Origin of the sequence: Thiobacillus sp. (genome assembly GCF_018780105.1) — a bacterium.
GTDB lineage: Bacteria > Pseudomonadota > Gammaproteobacteria > Burkholderiales > Thiobacillaceae > Thiobacillus.
Genome location: NZ_JADMKC010000001.1, coordinates 94,159 through 110,878, shown reverse-complemented (window position 1 = coordinate 110,878; position 16,720 = coordinate 94,159). Strand labels below are relative to the sequence as shown.

The 16,720-nt window shown below is 63.5% G+C and carries 6 protein-coding genes; all 6 read right to left on the bottom strand.

Annotation, left to right across the window (positions count from 1 at the left end):
- Window positions 1-15: 15 nt before the first annotated feature.
- Window positions 16-669, bottom strand: a complete 654-nt coding sequence (locus IV098_RS00440; protein ID WP_296885337.1) for an energy transducer TonB — start codon at window positions 667-669, stop codon at window positions 16-18.
- 3 nt (window positions 670-672) lie between these two features.
- Complete coding sequence (locus tag IV098_RS00435) at window positions 673-1,077, bottom strand: biopolymer transporter ExbD (RefSeq protein ID WP_296885336.1); 405 nt, start codon at window positions 1,075-1,077, stop codon at window positions 673-675.
- Between the two features lie 28 nt (window positions 1,078-1,105).
- The gene (locus tag IV098_RS00430) at window positions 1,106-2,767 is read right to left on the bottom strand and encodes a MotA/TolQ/ExbB proton channel family protein (RefSeq protein ID WP_296885334.1); all 1,662 of its coding nucleotides are present in this window, start codon (window positions 2,765-2,767) and stop codon (window positions 1,106-1,108) included.
- A 168-nt stretch (window positions 2,768-2,935) separates the two neighbouring features.
- The gene (locus IV098_RS00425) at window positions 2,936-4,402 is read right to left on the bottom strand and encodes a choice-of-anchor I family protein (RefSeq protein WP_296885333.1); all 1,467 of its coding nucleotides are present in this window, start codon (window positions 4,400-4,402) and stop codon (window positions 2,936-2,938) included.
- Window positions 4,403-4,552: 150 nt separating this feature from the next.
- On the bottom strand, window positions 4,553-14,812 hold the full coding sequence (locus tag IV098_RS00420) for a filamentous haemagglutinin family protein (protein ID WP_296885331.1): 10,260 nt from the start codon (window positions 14,810-14,812) through the stop codon (window positions 4,553-4,555).
- Window positions 14,813-14,955: 143 nt separating this feature from the next.
- Complete coding sequence (locus IV098_RS00415) at window positions 14,956-16,566, bottom strand: ShlB/FhaC/HecB family hemolysin secretion/activation protein (RefSeq protein WP_296885329.1); 1,611 nt, start codon at window positions 16,564-16,566, stop codon at window positions 14,956-14,958.
- Between the last annotated feature and the right edge of the window lie 154 nt (window positions 16,567-16,720).

Sequence of the window (16,720 nt, the reverse complement as noted above, 5' to 3'; positions counted from 1 at the left end):
TTCTCTCGTTCGTTTTCAGGCACGCGATGTCACCCGCACTATCACCGGCTGCGGCATGTCGGCCGGCGGTGCGTCGCGCAATGCGCGCATGTTGCTCAATGCTTCCTTCAGAATTTCATAGGCGTGCGCGTCGCCCATGCTGTCGATCAGGGCAGTCCGCGTGACCTTGCCGCTGCTGTCTATCCACACCTTCACCATCACCTTGAAGTTCTTGCCCTTGAGCGCCTTGTCGCGCGCCAGCGCCTGCTGGAAGGCCGCGTTCATGGCATCGTTCAGCAGGGCGTCGTAACGCCCCCAGCGGTTGCCGCCTCCGCTGCCCGCCAGCGTCGGCGCACCCCGCGTCCCGCCGACGTCGAGGCCGCCCTCGGCGCCTTCGCCGACATTCAAGGGGGCCGGCGCTTCCTCCGCCTGTTGCGGCTCGGGCGTCGGTTCAGGCTGGTCGATCTTCACCTCTTCCTTGATCTCCGGCTCAGGCGGCTTTTCCTCGGGCGGCGGGGGCGGAGGCGGCGGCGGTTTCACCAGGGTGATCTGCTGCACCTTCATTTTCTGCACCGGACCCTTGGGCGTCAGCATGTCTTTCAGCCACAGCGCGATCAGCACAGCTGCAACGATGCCGGCGACCACACCGCCCCAGCGCATCCAGGCCGGCTTGCCTTCGTCCTCTTCCATGCCCTACTTCGCGGCCGGCTGAGTCACCAGCCCCATCTGCGTGATACCCACCTGCCCCAGCAGGTCGAGCACTTCCATCACCTTGCCGTACTGCACCACGGTGTCGCCCTTGATGACGACCGGCAGTTCCGGATCGGCCGCTCTGGCCGACGCAAGCTGGGTGCGCAGTTCCTCCATCGACACCGGGTAGGTGTCGAGATACACCTGCCCGTCCTGCGTGACGGTGATCGCCTTGGTCTTGGGTTTGGCGAGGCTGGGCGTATCGGACGCCTGCGGCAGGTTGACCTTGATGCCCTGCACCGAGGCGGTGGTCATGATGATGAAAATCACCAGCAGCACGTAGGCCAGGTCCAGCATCGGCACCACGTTGATCTGGTCGTAAGGTTCGTTGTCTTCCTGAACGTGCATGGCGGTCTCTCCCTGTTCGCTTGCTGGTTCAGCGGCTGTAGTTTTCGGCGAGCTTGGTAATCAGCTCGTCGTTGAACACGCGCATGTCGGAAGTGATCGCCTTGATCCGCGAATTCAGATAGTTGTAGCCAAACAGCGCGGGAATCGCGACGGCCATGCCGGCGGCGGTTGCCATCAGTGCGGCCGCGATACCCGGCGCAATCGCCGCCACGTTGACGTCGCCGGTGGCGGCGATCACGGCAAAGGTGATCATCACGCCCAGCACCGTGCCGAGCAGGCCGATGAAGGGCCCGCCGGAAATCGCGATGGTGAGCAGCACCATCAGCTTGTTCATCAGCGTGGTTTCTTTCACCAACCCGGTGTCGAGGCTGGCGCGGATTGCTTCGAGCGACTGCGGCGAGAGATTTTGTTCCTTCATCTTCTCCGCATCGGTGTCCTTGAAACGATGCGACAGTTCGACCGTGGCAACGTGATACAGCCGGTACAAGGACGAATGCCTGAACTCGGCCGCCAGCCCCTGCGTCTTGTCGATCGCCCCGAGGTCGGTCGACAGCTCACGGAACTTGTGCATGAACTGGCGGTTGGCCTGGTCCACGCGGTTCACATAAATCGCCTTGACGATCATGATCCAGACCGCGATCACCAGCATCACCGCCAGGATGCCGATGGCGATCCAGCCGTCCAGCGTCAGCGCGGCAAACAGGGTGCCCCAGATGCCGCCTTCTTCGCCGCCTTCACTGGCTTCGTCGGCGCCCAGCGTCACCAGCTTGCCGTCCGGCCCCTGCGCCGCCTGCACCGCAAACCAGGCGGCATCGCGCGCCGTGCCGGCCAGCTGTACTTCGTCGAGTTCGCCGTTGTAGCTGGCGCCCAGGGTCAGCCCGCCGGCCGGCAGTGTCGCACCCGGCGCCTCGCCTGCCAGCTGACCGTCGACGTAGACCTTGAGCGTGTCGGCCACGCTGATCGCCAGGTGATGCCACTTGCCCGCCGTCAGCGGCGCAGTCGTCGCGACCGTGGCCGCGCCGGCCTGCACGTTGAGCGCACCCGCCACCAGCGCGGCGTTGAGTCCGCCGGCCTGGACCAGCGTGCCGTCGAGCGCGGCCGGCTTCACCCACATCGCCACGCTCATGCCGCCGGTCGCGTTGATCGCTGGCAACGCCAGACTTTGCGTACCGTTGAACTTCACCCCGCCATTGGCGAACGAAGCGGCCACCCGCTCGCCACTGAACGCCGTGGCGTTGAGGCCGTTCGGCCCGCTGTCGGCCGGGTTGCCCGCCGCTTCGGCAAAGTGATAGTCAGCGCTGGCGGCATCGTAGGTGCCCTTGGCATCCGAAGCCGGCGCGGCCGTTTCGTTGCCGAAATACAGCCAAGCCTCGGTCGCGGCGCCCAGCTTGGGCAGCTTCACCCATACCAGTGCGAGCTGATTGATGCCGTCCCATTTTTCGATATGAAACTTGAGCTCGGTCGTGTCGTCGCCTGCGACTACGCGCAGGTCGCTGCCGTTTTCATTGGCCGACAGAAAATCGAAATTGCCGGTATGCAGGCGAATCAGCACCGGCGCATCGGCCACTTCGCCCGCCGGATTGCTCAGGGTGATTTTCTTGCGGCCTGCCCAGTCCTCGTTCCACCAGGCATGGCTGGCGGCGGAGAACAGGGACAACACGAGGGCAATCGCAAAAGCTGTAACACGCATGGGAATTCAACCAGTCATCAGGCAGGGCAAACCAAGCGGCGCATTATCCGCAGCAGCGATGACAGCTTGTGGGGCGGGAAATGAGCCGAACGGCTCATATCCGACACAAGTCGGCACAAACAAGAACCCCGCCTTGCGGCGGGGTTCAATGACGCACAGCGTAAGGGTTTATGCCTGCTGTGCCTGGCGACGCCGGGCCATGAAGCCCACCAGACCCAGACCCGCCAGCAGCATGGCGTAGGTTTCCGGCTCGGGTACGGCAGCCGTCAGCTGGTACAGCGACGTGGTGTTGGACACTTCGTTGGCGATCACCAGGTAGCTCACACCGCCGATCGTGAAAGCTTTCAGGCCTTCGGGCGCGACATCTCCGTCGGTCACGATCATGTCGACGAAGCTGGCATGGGCCGGGTCGGTGATCTTGTAGATCGCCACAGCCGCCTTGGTGGTGCGCTCCAGGCCGATGAAGGCGTACATCTCGCCGCCGATTTCCATCAGCTCGACGCCTTCCGGTTCCACGCCCTTGTCGTCGCTGCGGCCGTCGTCGTAAATGCCGCGCGCCATGGCTTCGGTATCGAGCTGGTTGCCACTGTCGAACACGATGTTGCCGTCGGTATCGCGGATAGTGAACGAGCGCGCGCCGAAGGTGTACAGATCGCCAGATGTCGAGTCGGTGGTCGAGATGTTCAGCTGCTTGAGGTCGGCCGGGCCGGTCAGGGCGGTATCCTTCAGGCGCGCCTTGTCGCCGTCGTCTTCGCGCGTATCGCCTTCGTTGGCCATTACCAGAAGGGTCTGGCCGCCCACTTCGTACGCGGCAATCGCGTCGGGTTGGTAGAAGCCCTGAACATCGGCGCTGCGCAATTCAATTTTGCTGTCCTTGTGGCTCGGGTCGATTTCATTGCCCGGCAGCGAGAAGTCCTTGGTGCCCAGACCGATCACGCTGGTGAACTGCTGCGTGCCCAGATCCAGCACGCCCATCGCGTTGGCTTCCTGCAGGGTAACGAAAGCGTGCGTGCCCGCAGCGTTGATGGTGATGTACTCGGGCTCGTAATCCATGCCCGGCGTACGGATGGCGCTGCCGGCGGTGGCCACGCCGGCGAGGCTGGCCGTGGTCGCGGTGCGGGTGGACATGTTGATGATGGACACGCTGCCGGCCGGATCAAATGCGCCGTAGGTGGTGGGCGATGCCTCGTTGGCGACCAGCAGCTTGCTGCCGTCGGCAGAGAAAGTCAGCATGTCGGGCAACGCGCCAACGGCGATCTGGTTGACGCCGGAAGTCAGGCTGCGGCTGGCGGTGTCGAACAGCACCACCTGGCCCGGCAGGGTGCGGTCGGCCGACGACTCCATGGCAAACGCCGCCATGCCATTGCGAATCGCCACGCTGTTGATCGAACCGAAAGCCGTGGTGTCGATGTGCTGTAGCAGGCTGCCGTTGCTGGCGTTCAGTACATCCACGCCCGTCACACCGGCCACCCACACCGTATTGGTCGACGCATCGAACGCCGGAATCTCGGCCAGAAAACCGGCAGACGCGCCGGGTGTGGTCCACAGTTTATTGAAGGTGACCGGTGCAGCGGCCTGTGCAACGCCGGAAAAAACGAGACCCAGCAACAGGGCAGGGATGGGTTTGAGGGTCATGGAGACTCCGCGGAGGTGGGTTGAATAAAGTCGCACGTTTGTTGCGTATCGACGCCATCCTAGCGAGTCATCGTTTAAACAAATGCGTCATCAAACCGCCCACCCATGAGCTGTTCGGCTCATGGGTGGCACCGCAAGCACTTGCCTGGCTTACTCTCCGTGCCCGACCACCTCGGCGGTAATGAAGGTCGGCTTGAACGACTGCTTCAACTCCTCCGCCGCACGCGCCGCATCGGCCAAGTTGTTCGACAGCGCCGCCGTCGCATCGCTCATGCCGCCGTCGGCGTTGGTCGCGCCGCTGGATGCCGCCGTCACCGCGCTGTCGTCGGGCGGCGGGGTGCCAATCTTGATGTCAGCTTCGATGTTGTCGCAGTTAACGCACCTCCCTCCGATGCGCACTTTGTTCGCACGAATACCGGCGTCGCCAGCATTGACCTTACCCCGATGCGCGATCAGGTCAACGTCGCCAGCAACCCTGCCCCCAGTGGATAGCGCGCCGATACCGCTACCCGTCGCTGCGCCTTGCAATTTCTGGGTGACGTTGCCATCGGCATCGACTGTAATGATGGGCGGTGGCACCGAGGTGGCCGTCTTCTTGCCCTTGCCGGCGTCGATATCGCCTTCGCTCGACCACAACAGCACATCGCCCCCCGCCACGGTGAGGATCCGCGACTGATTGACCAGAATATTGTCGCGTGCAAAGCCTTTGATATCTCCCACGTCGGCTGTCACGATACCCAGCACGCCCGCGTCTTTGCCCGATGTGGGCGGGGTGGTCAGCGCTGCAGGGGTGTTGCTCAGCCCGACCACCAGATCACCGCCCGGGATCATGAATTCGATGTCGCCGCCCTGCTCGGTCATGATGCGGCTGGCAAACAGATTGATGCGACCCTGATAGTTTGTGAACTCACCGGTGGCATCACGATTGCCGATGCCCGGGAAGGCCAGTTCCAGCGCCGCGTAGCCGCGCGCATAGTCGCCCGCATATGCGCTGTCCTTATTGAGCGAGTCACGCCCAGTCGCCCGCAAGGCAGTCAACAACATGTCGCGCACCCGTGCCTGCTGATGGCCGGCAGCGAGCGCATTGATTGATTGCACTGCGGCCAGCGCATTCGTTTCGCTAAGGCTCTCATCACCGGTCAGCCAGCGCGCCAGCCACAAGCTGGTGTCATCGACGGCACCCAATGCCAGCTGGGCCTCCAGGCGATCAACCGTGCCCGCATAGTCGATGCCATTTTCGCCCACGCCAGCAGCCAGATGGATATTCGCGCCTCCAATGGGCAGCGCCGAGTTGTCCAGATTGCCGCGGCTGACGATACCAATCGACGTACCCAGGTCGATGTCTCGTCCGGCCGTCACTTCCAGGCTTCCGGGGCCGCCTACCCTGACACGTGCATTGGAAGACCGGGTAGCTTCGCTGTCGAAACGGAAATCGCGTCCGGCCGCGATCACGCTGGTATCGCTGGCAGCGACATGCTGCACTTCAAAACCCAGATTGTTCACATCCTGCCCGGCTCGCACCTGCACCGCTTTGGGCAGCACCAGATTGAGCTTGTCGAGCGATCCGCTCACGTCGCCGCCAACGGCATAAATCCGTACCGGTTCAGTGTCACCGATATGCACCGGCGTCACCGCATGGGCCAATTTCGGCTGCGTGCTGGCTGCGTTAAAAAACTGGTCGCTTGCCGCACCGGGTTTTCCAATCTCGCCCGGCAATACGGGATCCGGCAGCCGTATCGCATCGCTCATGGTGAGCGTGGAGGGAATGTTTACATGCTTGGCTGCCAGGACGGTCAGATCAGCGTTCGACGCCGGACTCAGATACATGTTGCCAGCCAGGGACACATCCCCCTGAAACGCCGCCGCCGACAGATTGGGCGGCAGGATGGATAACAGGGCGACATTGTATTTCCCAAGAGCGGAGGAGAACTTGATCGGCGTGGTGTAGGCGTTTGCAAAGGTCGCAACGGAGCCTGCTGCATTGTGGAATCGGGTCGCGCCGCTCAAGCTTGTCAAAGCAAAACCGCTATTTTCACCATAAGTTGAAAACAGGCTCCATTTAGCGTCATCAACACCACTGACATTGGCGTTCGACCCCGCCCCCAGCGACTGGAGCATCAGATGGGGATTCATTACCGCGTGGATATTCACATCGTCCTGTGCCCGCACATTCGCCTGCGCATCACCCAACGCCAGGATGGTGTAAAGCGGCTTGGCGTTTACACCGGTTCCCACTTTCTCGCCGCTATCGAGCTTGCCGCCTGCACGTATCACCAGCTCGCCGTTGTCGGCGTAATACTGCCCACCCAGCACATCACCACCGGTTTCAACGCGTACCGTGCCACCGCCGGTCTTGATCAACGCATTGGCATCGGGCGTGGTGGAAGCCATGCGCGCCTGGGTCGGCGTGCTGGCCGATACGTTCTCGACCTTGCCGCCTGCCACCAGGCTCACGTCGCCACCACCCAAGGCACCCACGCCCTGCTGGAACTGGTCGAAACGCACCCACCAGGCGGTTTGCAAATCTGTTTCATACGCCGTGCCTGTGCTGTCCAGCTTGCCCTGGCGGAACAGCCAGTTGGAATACAGCTGCTTCGAACGATTGGGGCTGGCGATATCGCCCAGCGCCGCCAGGCTGACGTCGCCGCCGCCCTGACTGAACTGCGCATCGGACGGGGAGGTAAAGCCCGCGATTGCCGGTGACGCACGCCCTGCCGAGTAGATCGCCGACTTGTTGTCCGCCAGCGCGATATTGCCGCCTGCCCGCACCTGGATGTTGCCTGTGCCGGAGCGGATCAGCTTGCCCGCGGCAAGCGTGACATTGCCACCGTTCGCATTGCGCACCACCGCCAGCGGATCCGCCGCGCCGGCATCGGCTCCGGCCACCAAACGGTACGACCACGATTCGTCCGCCAGCACGGTTGCCGGGCTGGGATTGGTCGCATTGCATGTTGCCGTCGTACAGGGCGTCGCATGGCTGAAGCCATCCGACAGATTGCTGTTGATGTTCAGATTGCCATCTGCCGCCAGCGTCAACACGCCGGCTTCGCCGCCCGCGCGCGCAGTTGAAAGATTCCAGTCGCTGGCCGGCGTGAGATCGCCGAGCGTGAGATCGCCGGTGGCATGCACCTCCACGCCCGACACGATGTGGAACAGCGGATCAGCCGATTTGCCGAGATCGTTCTTGATCGTGGCCTGGTGCGTAGCGAAGCTGTCGTTGTCCGTCTTGATCGTGTCGAGGTCGCTGCTGGTCAGGGTCTTGTCACCCGTATAGTCATAGACCTTCACCGCCTCGACTGTCACCGAACGCGCGCCGCTGATGCGGGTGTCCAGTGCGCTCACCGCCACATCGGTATCGCCGTTGATGCGTGGCGCGCGCAGCTGCACTGTGCCGCCCTGTCCACTCGCGCCGCCCGTCGCGTCGATGCCCTTGCCCTGATCGCTTGCTTCAAGATTGAGCTGGCCATCGCGGGTGCCGATCACGATGTCGCCGCCATCTTCATTGGCGCCGCTGGACGCGGCTGCCAGTTTGGCCGTGGACTTCACATTCACATCGTGCTTCGCAAACAGCTCGATGCGCCCCGCTTCCTCGCCCGAAGCGTCGAGCGTGCCCGCCACGACGAGCTTGCCGTCGCCCACCACGCCGGGATCGCCGTCGACGGAAATGTTGATGGCCTGTGCCTTGACCACATCGGTACTGGCAATGCTTACATCGCCCGTGCGCACGCGCAGGTCGCGCTCGCCGGCGAAACCGCCGCTGTTGAGCGCGGTATTCAGCGCAGAGAAGCTGGCCAGCGTGCCGGTGTCGATGACCGCGCGTGCGCCTTCGCCGCGCTGTCCATCGGCATCAGCCGCGGCGGTGCCGCTCACGCTGCCATCGGCCAGCGAAACCGTACCGTTTGCCGCGCGCACGATCAACGTGCCCGCATCGCCGCCCGCCGCAGCGGACACGTCCACCTTCGCGCCGTCGTCAAATACCACATTGCCGGTGTCGCTGACGAATTCCGCCGTACCGCCCCAGCTGGGTTTGGTCACGTCGAAGAACTGCACGGCGCGCCCGGCGACATCGACCTGGGCGTTTGTGCCCAGCGCCACGTTACCTGTGGTAGCGGTGAGCTTGAACGTGCCCGAAGGCAGTTCGGCATGACTGTTGAAATCGACCGAGCTGCCTTGCATCGCCCACTTGGCTCCCAGCGCCGTCACCGGCGCCAGCGTGCGGTCGGCGGCGTGCTGCGCCACCGTCAGCGCCCCGGTAGCAGTCAGGCTCTGGTTGGATGCCTTCTCGCCGCTGATGCGCGCCACATTCATGGTCGCAGGTCCATCGATCGCGAGCGATCCGGTTCCCGTTGCGGCAACCAGTTCATTCGCCGTGACCGTAACCGCACCGAAGCCCTTGATGGCCTTGGCCCCTGCGCCCAGCGTGAGCGTGTCGGCGGTCACAGCAAGATTGCCACTACCGAGCGTGCCGCCTGCGGCATACGTCGCGCTGCTGGAGTTTGCAAGCGTCAGGTTCTGCGCATTAAGCTGGGCGGTCTGTCCGGCATTGTCGATGCCAGCCAGACCTGCACCTTGCAACACGAGGTTTTGCATCACGGGCTTGCCGTTTGCGTCGAGCTGACCGACGCGAACATCGCCATACAAATCAAACGTCGAATAGCTGGAGAGCGCGAGCGATTTCAGGTCGATCGCGTCGAGTTCGGCCTGGCTGTAGGTGATGCCTTCGGCACTTGGCGGCGCTGCGCCGAAATTCACCCGCGTGGCGCCCACAGCCAGATTGCCCGCAACGGACACGCCGTTTTTCACGAATGTGGCTACGCCCTGGTAATCATTCGTCTGGGTTGCGTCGAGCACGATCGAATCGGCGGCGGCGATGGTGCTGCCGGCCTCGCCGACCAGGGTACCCACGGTTCTAAGCGGGTTACCGGTACGCGTAAATGCAGCCGTGGTCGATGCGGCACGCACGAAAGCTCCGCTGCCCGCGGTCTCATAGGCACCGACATCCCCAGCCGCGCCTTGCGCATCGATCGCGCTGCCCGCTTTGAGCGTGAGCGTGTCCTTGGCTGCCAGCATGACTTCATCCGCTTGCAACGCATGCGCCGCATCGTTGGCGAGCGTCACCGACGTCGCCCCCACCGTCAGCGTGGAGGTGTCGCCGCTGGCGGCGCGCGTGCCGCCGATCAGCAGGCTGTCCGCACCCATTGCGTTCAGCGAATCGACATCGAGCACCACCGCATCGGGGTCGATCCCGGCAGGCGACCCGCTGGTGACGGCGATTTTCGACGCGCTGATGTCCACCTGCGCGCCGCGTCCGCCAGCAGCGGCTGCAAAGCCGTAATCCGCATCCAGCTTGAGCGCATTCACGCCGCTGCCGCTGGTGCTGACCGAGAGCAGGCCAGCGTCCTGCGTGCGGCTGGAACTGCCGGCGTAAAAATCCGACGCGCGCGTCAGCGTGAACTCGGAACGCGCACGCACCTGATCGTGCGTCATCACTTGCACGCCTTGCCAGCTGGCATCTTTCGGTGCACCGTTCCGCGTATCGGTCGTGTAGCCCGCTGCGATGCGCACCCCATCCTGGCGGCTGTATGCCTGTCCGGGCATCACGTTCGAAATGCCGGTATCGAGCTTGACCGCATAGGCGCCGGGCAGCAGCGCATAGTGCGCGGGCAGCAGGGTGTAGACGCCATCCGCCAGTCCCGGCACACCGCTCAAATACACTGCCTCGCCACTGGCGCGATCGAAGCCTTCCTGGGTATCGCCCGGCGCAAAGCCGGCCTGCGCGCCAGGAAGAATGGCGTAGGTATTCGCATCGGCGAGGATGTCGCGCGAACCGCCGGGGCCGACAGTAAATTCGTACGCCTGCAGGTCGCCGCCGCCTGCCAGATTCACTTTCGCGCCCGCCTGCATGTCGACGTTCGCGCCGGTTACACGGATGGATTTTTCTTCCAGTGCATTCTGGTCGAACAGTTTCGAACCAACTGCGTATTTCCAGTCCTGGCCATTCACCAGCCTGCCGAACGGGATCACGCTGCCGGGCGCGGCTGCGACCGAGGTCAGGCTGCCGTCCCTGAACACCAGCGCGCCGCTGGCTTTGAACTCAAGCTGACCAAACGGCGCCCAGATATTGCCATCCTGCACGATGTCCGCCGCTTCGACCTTGAAACTGCCCAGGGCTGACAAAGGCTGGACAGGCTGATCGGTGTTGCGGGCGAATTCGACGTTCTGGCCGGGCGCCGCGAGGGTGTATTGCGTAAAGCTGGCGGGCGCAATGACCGCGCTCGTCAACCGCATGTCTGCCGCAGTGCGCAAAACCCCGACAGGTTGCTGCGAGCTGGCGCTCACCCCGGCGAGGCGAATGGCCTTCGTGCCGGTCAACTCGCTGCGCGCCATGCCGGTCAAAGTCTGCTTGCCTGCCAGTTCCAGCAGGCGCGCATCGGCCCTGAACGTGCCGCTACCCGTTACGGGCGTATTGATCACGGCCTGACGTCCGGCATCGTAGTTGCCCAGACGCAGGGTGTCGGCGCGCAGCGTGGCATCGCCGCCTGCGGTTTCAATGCGCGGCGCGTCTAGCGTCACTTCGCGCAAAGGCAGCGCCCGGTTTGCACCCAGATCAAGTCCGTTTTCCAGCCGGATCGCGTCACGGCTGTTCAACGCGATGCGGTCGAATCCGGCGGCTTCCAGTGCGGCCGTGCCGAGTTTGACCTGCCCATCCATAGAGCCGGGGATCGCATCGCCTGACGCCAGACCGATTGCCTGCGCCGCTACTGTGTTAGCCAAGCTGATTACGCGCGGATCGGTTGGGTATCCTGAGGGGGTGGCGTTATCACCCAGGGTCAGATCGAAGCTGCCGCCGCGATTGGCGGCACTGCCTGCCTGCGCAACCAACGCGCCGTCGAGCAGGGCGCCTTCGCGCGCGACCACTGTCAGCGAACCGGCATCGCTGCCCACATTGCGTCCCAGTCCGCCCGCTTCGTTGCGCACGTCGAGTTGCACCGGTGCTGCGCCCGACACATTGATGGCCGATCCCGCCTCGGTCACCACATAGCCGATTTGCGCATTCAGTTTGACTGCACCGCCTGCCAGCACTTCGCCTTGCGTCAGGCCTCGGTTATCGGTGTAGGTACGCGCTGCACCCGACACGTCCAGTACTGCCTGATCGCCCAGCCAGAGCGTGCTGGCGGGATCAAATGGCTGGTCCGTGCTGCGATTCAGATTAGCGGTGATGGTGCCGCCATGCGTACTGATTGCACCCTGGATATCGATGCGATGCGCTGCGTTGATCGTGAACGCTGCCTGATCGTCGAGGGCGATCCGCGCCCCCTCGCCTATCCGCACGTCGCCCTGGGTATAGCTATCCGCGGACAGCGTCAGGTTGACTGGCTTGCGCAAACGCGGCTCCAGCACGACCTGCGCGGCGAACGCATCGATCGGGCTGCCGCTTGCCTGCAAGCTGAATCCCGGCTGCAATTCAAGCGTTTGCTGCACCGGTGCAAGCACCACGCCGTCCGCCACCGTCACGCCATCGCGACCGGTCAGATCAAAGGTCGAGAAGCCGCCCTGGCCCAAAAATCCGCTACCCAGATTAAGCGCCCCTTCGGTATTGTCGGCCGCCCCGCCGATCTGAATCTTGCCGGACGACACTTTCAACGTGCCGCCCTGTTCCATCCCATAGCCGCGCAATTCGCCGCCGAGCCCGACCTCGCCGCTATGCGCAACCGACGATTCAGCACCCGCGTTCGCCTCAAGCGTGATCGTGCCGCCGTTTCCGCCATCGACCTTGCCGTCTGGCTCGACGCGGCCACCGCCACTTACGTCCACGCTGGAAGCCTCTCCCAGCTCGACATCGTTTGTCGCCGACAGGGTTACGCTGCCGCCGTCGATGCTGGCGCCCGTCGAGGCGACCGTGCCACCGTTCGATACCTGATTGATCCACTCGCCGCGCGCCGACAACTTCACGCCATCCCTGACGTTGACGTTCAGCGTGTCGGGATCACTGGGGCCGCCGGCCTGGTTGCCGCGCGCATTGAACGCAATCTGTCCGCCCTGTGCGGTCACATCGGCAGCCACATCCACACCAGCGGCGGTGATTTTCACGCTGCCGCCCTGCGGCGTGCGCAAGGCTTCACGCACCACTGCGGCCTGGTTGCTGAAAATCTCCAGCTGGCCGATCTTGCCTTCGCCCATACTGGACGGATTGAAAGCCAGCACCGATTTGAGATGGGCGGGCAAGGCCTCGCCAAACCCGAAGCTGGCTGGCAGCGTGGCGGCGGTGCTGGTGACGTCGATCTGCTGATTGAGTTTGTAGTCGCCTGTTACGGCAGCGGTGCCCAGGATCAGCTTCGCCGTGGCGGGCACAGCGCCGGATTCGCGTTGCCGTTCGCCCACGGTGATGCGGCCCTGCACCTCGGCCTGCATGACCGTTCCGCCCATGCCGATTACCTGCATCACGCCGGCATCCTTGCCTTCGACATAACCTGGATCGAAGCGGTAGCTTTGTCCCAGGTCGTACACCTTTTTCACGTTCCAGCGTCCGAAATCCTTCACGTAGCGGGTGGCAATGCCGTCGTAGCGCGTCTCGGCGTCGGCATCCGCGATATCGACCGTCTGGCCGCCGCTGCTCAGCAGCGTGGTTTTCACATTGGCGGCGGTGTATTGCACACTGCCACCCGACAAATCGACCACCGCGCCGGTTTCAAGAATCGCCTCGCCCTGCGAATGGATATTGACCGTTCCGCCTGCTGTGGAACGCTCCGCCACGGTGCGCTCCAGCTTGGCCTGGTAACTGGCCAGACTATCCTGCGCGATCAGCGTCGACTCGCCCGCATCGGCCAGCGCCTGGGCGCGCGCAATGTCGACGTAAACCTTTTCGCCTTTGAGCACGCCATCCCGGTTGACCGGCGAGTCCTTCAATTCGTCGCCGCGCAACTCGACTTCCACGCTGTTGCGGGCCACCGACACCTGCACATTTTCCAGGCCCGCCACGTTGATGCGCGCACCGTCCGCAATGTGGACGCGCGCAATGGCAGAGGTACCGCCACTACCCTTGAACGGATCGGTGCTGATGAGGTTCACAGCCGTCGGCTGGTCCATCGCCACGATATTCACATCAGCCGAAGGCGCATTGATCACTGCGCCGCCTTCCATGCGGACATCCTGCCCCAGCACCTGTACCTGCGACTTCGCCGGCAAGCCCTGGCCGGTGGTGCCGTCCAGCGCACCGGTCGCATCCGCCACGTCGGGCAGCACTTCAGTCAGGCTGTTGGCGCCCAGCACCACACGTCCTGCACGTTGCGAGCGACTGCCGGTTGCTGTTTGTTCCGGGACTGTGGCCGGAATGGCGGTGCGGTCCTTGGCCAGCAGATACACCGAACCATTCGCCACCACCGACGTGGTGGCGCGCGCGATGCCCTGCTGGTTCACCGCGTAACCGACCATGGTGACGTTGCCGCGCTGCGAACTGAGCTCGCCCAGGTTGGTCACGTGACCGAGTTTGTCTTCGGCTGCGTTCGTCAATTTCACCGACACACCGTCGAGCAGGCCATCCTTCACGTCGGTATTGGCGGTATCGAAATCAGCCAACCCTGCTGGACTGTCGACCTCGACCAGCAGGCCGCGCACGTTGTCGTCGCCATACGCCGAGGCGGTCCGCAGGAAAACCTTCATGGCCGCCGCCACAATCACCTGCCCGTCCGGCGCCGTGATCGTGCCCTTGTTGATCACGGTCGGCGCGATCAACATCACTCTGCCCTGGCTGCTTGCAGTGATCCGCGCGCCTTCGAACACCTTGATGAAGCCGCGCCCCTCGCCGCCATCCAGTGCATTTTCAAACTGAGGCTTGCCGTCCCGTGTCAGCAGGGTGTCGTTGATGTAGCTGTCGGCAATATTCAGCGTGCTCGCCGTAAAGCTGCCCAGATTCACCTGCGACCCACCCATGAAAGCGATGCCGTTGCTGTTCACCAGCGTGACGTTGGCGCGCTGCCCGGCCGCCTGCGAAATGCTGCCGGCAATGATGCTGGGGTTGATGTCGTGAATGCGGGCAAGCGCCGAAAAACTCGCACCCTGCACCAGGTTCTGCGTCGCCAGGCTGTCCACCTGGCGAAACTGCACGTCATGGCCGGCGCTGATGTTGAAGCGATCGAAGTTCATGATCGCCTTGTTTCCCACCTGGTTCACATAGGCCTGCGCACCGTTGACCTGATAGTTCGCCATGGTGCCGGGCGCGGCAAAATTCGCGCTCGCCACCGGCAGCTCCGCCTGCACCGACCCTGCCAGCAGCGCCCCGGCCAGCGCCAGCACAGCACCACTCACAGCTGTACCCGAGCTGGCTTTCCCGGAACGACGCGCAGTCTCTGCCACCGGCACCATCATGCCTAAAGTCGTGTTGAAAACCAGCCGATAACAGTTGCGATTCATGGTGCTCTCCTTGTAACGGGCGGGCATCCTAAAGTGCCCGGCAGTTCGTGTCTTGCTCGTTTCGATGAAATTTCAAATAAGGCGATTTGCGGTTTTCATCCATAAGCCATTCGGCTCATGCTCGCCGCTTACCCATCACCCATTCACCACGCATACCCCAATCTGAAGTAACCCTGACTGTCGCCACGCTCGACATCGCCCAGATCCTGCAGCGCCACGGCCCAGTCGAACTCCCCAGTCACACCGCCCCAGCCGCTGAAACGCAGGCCGATGCCGGTGCCGGCCAAAGTGAAATCCGGTTCCTGCGAATCCAGCGGCTGCTGGATGCTGACGTAGCCGCCATCGAAAAACGCCAGCAGGCGCAAATCGCCCAGCGAATTACTCAGATGTTTCGCGTAGTTCGGGGTGCGCGCTTCCAGCGTGAGGTTGATGCCATCGTCGCCGAGTGCGGCGGCTTCCAGATAGCCGCGCACGGTATGCACGCCGCCGATGATGAATTGCTCGTTGGACACCAGCGGCCGCGAGGCGAGCTGCCAGCCACCGCGCAGCGCCAGTTGCGTATCGTTGGCCCAGCTTTCCTCGTGCGAGAACACGCCGCGCAGATAGGCATAGCTCGCGCGGCCTTCAAAGCGCTTGTCGGCAAACTCCTGCTCGTCGTCCACCGAACCGCGGAAGTTGAAGTTGAAAGAAATGCCGAATTTGCTGATGCGCCCCTGCCCCAGATAGCCCTGGCCCAGCCAGGTGCCGTCCCAGCCCAGGGTGAACGGCATGTAGGTGATCGGGGTTTGGAACCCGCCGCCGCCGATCAGCGCGACCTCCTGGTCGACGCTCTTGTAGTCCACGCCCAGCGTCGCGCTATGGAAGAAGCCATCGCTCCCGCGCAAGGGCACGATGTAACGCGCGCCCGCGATCTCGCCGTTGCCGACCACGTTCAGCGTGCCCACCGCGGCCACGTCGGAATCCGATTTCACCGCGTAAAACGCCAGGTAATTGCCGGAGTCCAGCGGCACGGTGTAGTTGAGCGCGAACACCCGGCTCTCATCGGGCGCTTCCGGCGCAGTCTGGAACGTCAGCCCCAGTCCGTGCTGCTTCTGCCACAGGTTGTCCCAGCGCAGGCTAGCTTCCAGCCGGGTCGGCGAGGTGTCCTGGCTGTAGTAGTTGTTGACGTCGACGTTGCCGTGGAACGGCAGTTGGTCCTGCACTTTGAGGTCGATCTCCACCGTGCCCGGCGTCACGCCCGGGCGCATCACCGGGGTGATCTTGCGATCGCTGCTGCGGTTGAGCGCCGCCAGTTCCTTCTGCATGTCGTTGAAGTTCGGCACCGCGCCTTCGGCCAGTGCCGGCGCCGCCGCCTTGACTGCACCCAGGCTGGAATACTGCGAATCGACCACGCGCAGCCGCTCCACCGACGCCTCGGTCACCGCCAGCGTCACCACGCCGCCATCGACCTTCTGCTGCGGAATGCTCACCAGTACGGTCAGATAGCCCGCACCGTGATAGGCCTTCTCCAACGCCTCGCGCGCCTTTTCCACATCGGCCAGGGTTTTCTTTTCACCAAGATGCGGATACACCGCCTGCTCGACCAGGGTAGTCGGCAACAACGTTGTCCCTTCCACCCGGTATTCGAATACGTCAAACGTGGCTTCCTGCTCGCGCGCCGGCGTTGGTTTTTCGGGCACCGCAACCGCAGGCGCAGTTTCCTGCGCCTGACCCACTCCGTTCAGGCCCATACCCGCCAGCAGCGCCCACGCCATCCATCCTGTTATTTTCATCGTCTTGATATCGCCTGATTTCCAGCCAAACCCGCCCAACGGGCTTGGCTGGAATGCCTCGATGCGCGTACGTAATCCGTCGCGCATAAAAGCAAATGGGACAGCCCCGAAGAGCCGTCCCGATTTCAGTCACACC

Bases quoted from the DNA above. Each gene is read 5' to 3' on its own strand.
- IV098_RS00440 (WP_296885337.1), bottom strand. From the start codon at position 669: ATGGAAGAGGACGAAGGCAAGCCGGCCTGGATGCGCTGGGGCGGTGTG.
- IV098_RS00435 (WP_296885336.1), bottom strand. From the start codon at position 1,077: ATGCACGTTCAGGAAGACAACGAACCTTACGACCAGATCAACGTGGTG.
- IV098_RS00430 (WP_296885334.1), bottom strand. From the start codon at position 2,767: ATGCGTGTTACAGCTTTTGCGATTGCCCTCGTGTTGTCCCTGTTCTCC.
- IV098_RS00425 (WP_296885333.1), bottom strand. From the start codon at position 4,402: ATGACCCTCAAACCCATCCCTGCCCTGTTGCTGGGTCTCGTTTTTTCC.
- IV098_RS00420 (WP_296885331.1), bottom strand. From the start codon at position 14,812: ATGAATCGCAACTGTTATCGGCTGGTTTTCAACACGACTTTAGGCATG.
- IV098_RS00415 (WP_296885329.1), bottom strand. From the start codon at position 16,566: ATGGCGTGGGCGCTGCTGGCGGGTATGGGCCTGAACGGAGTGGGTCAG.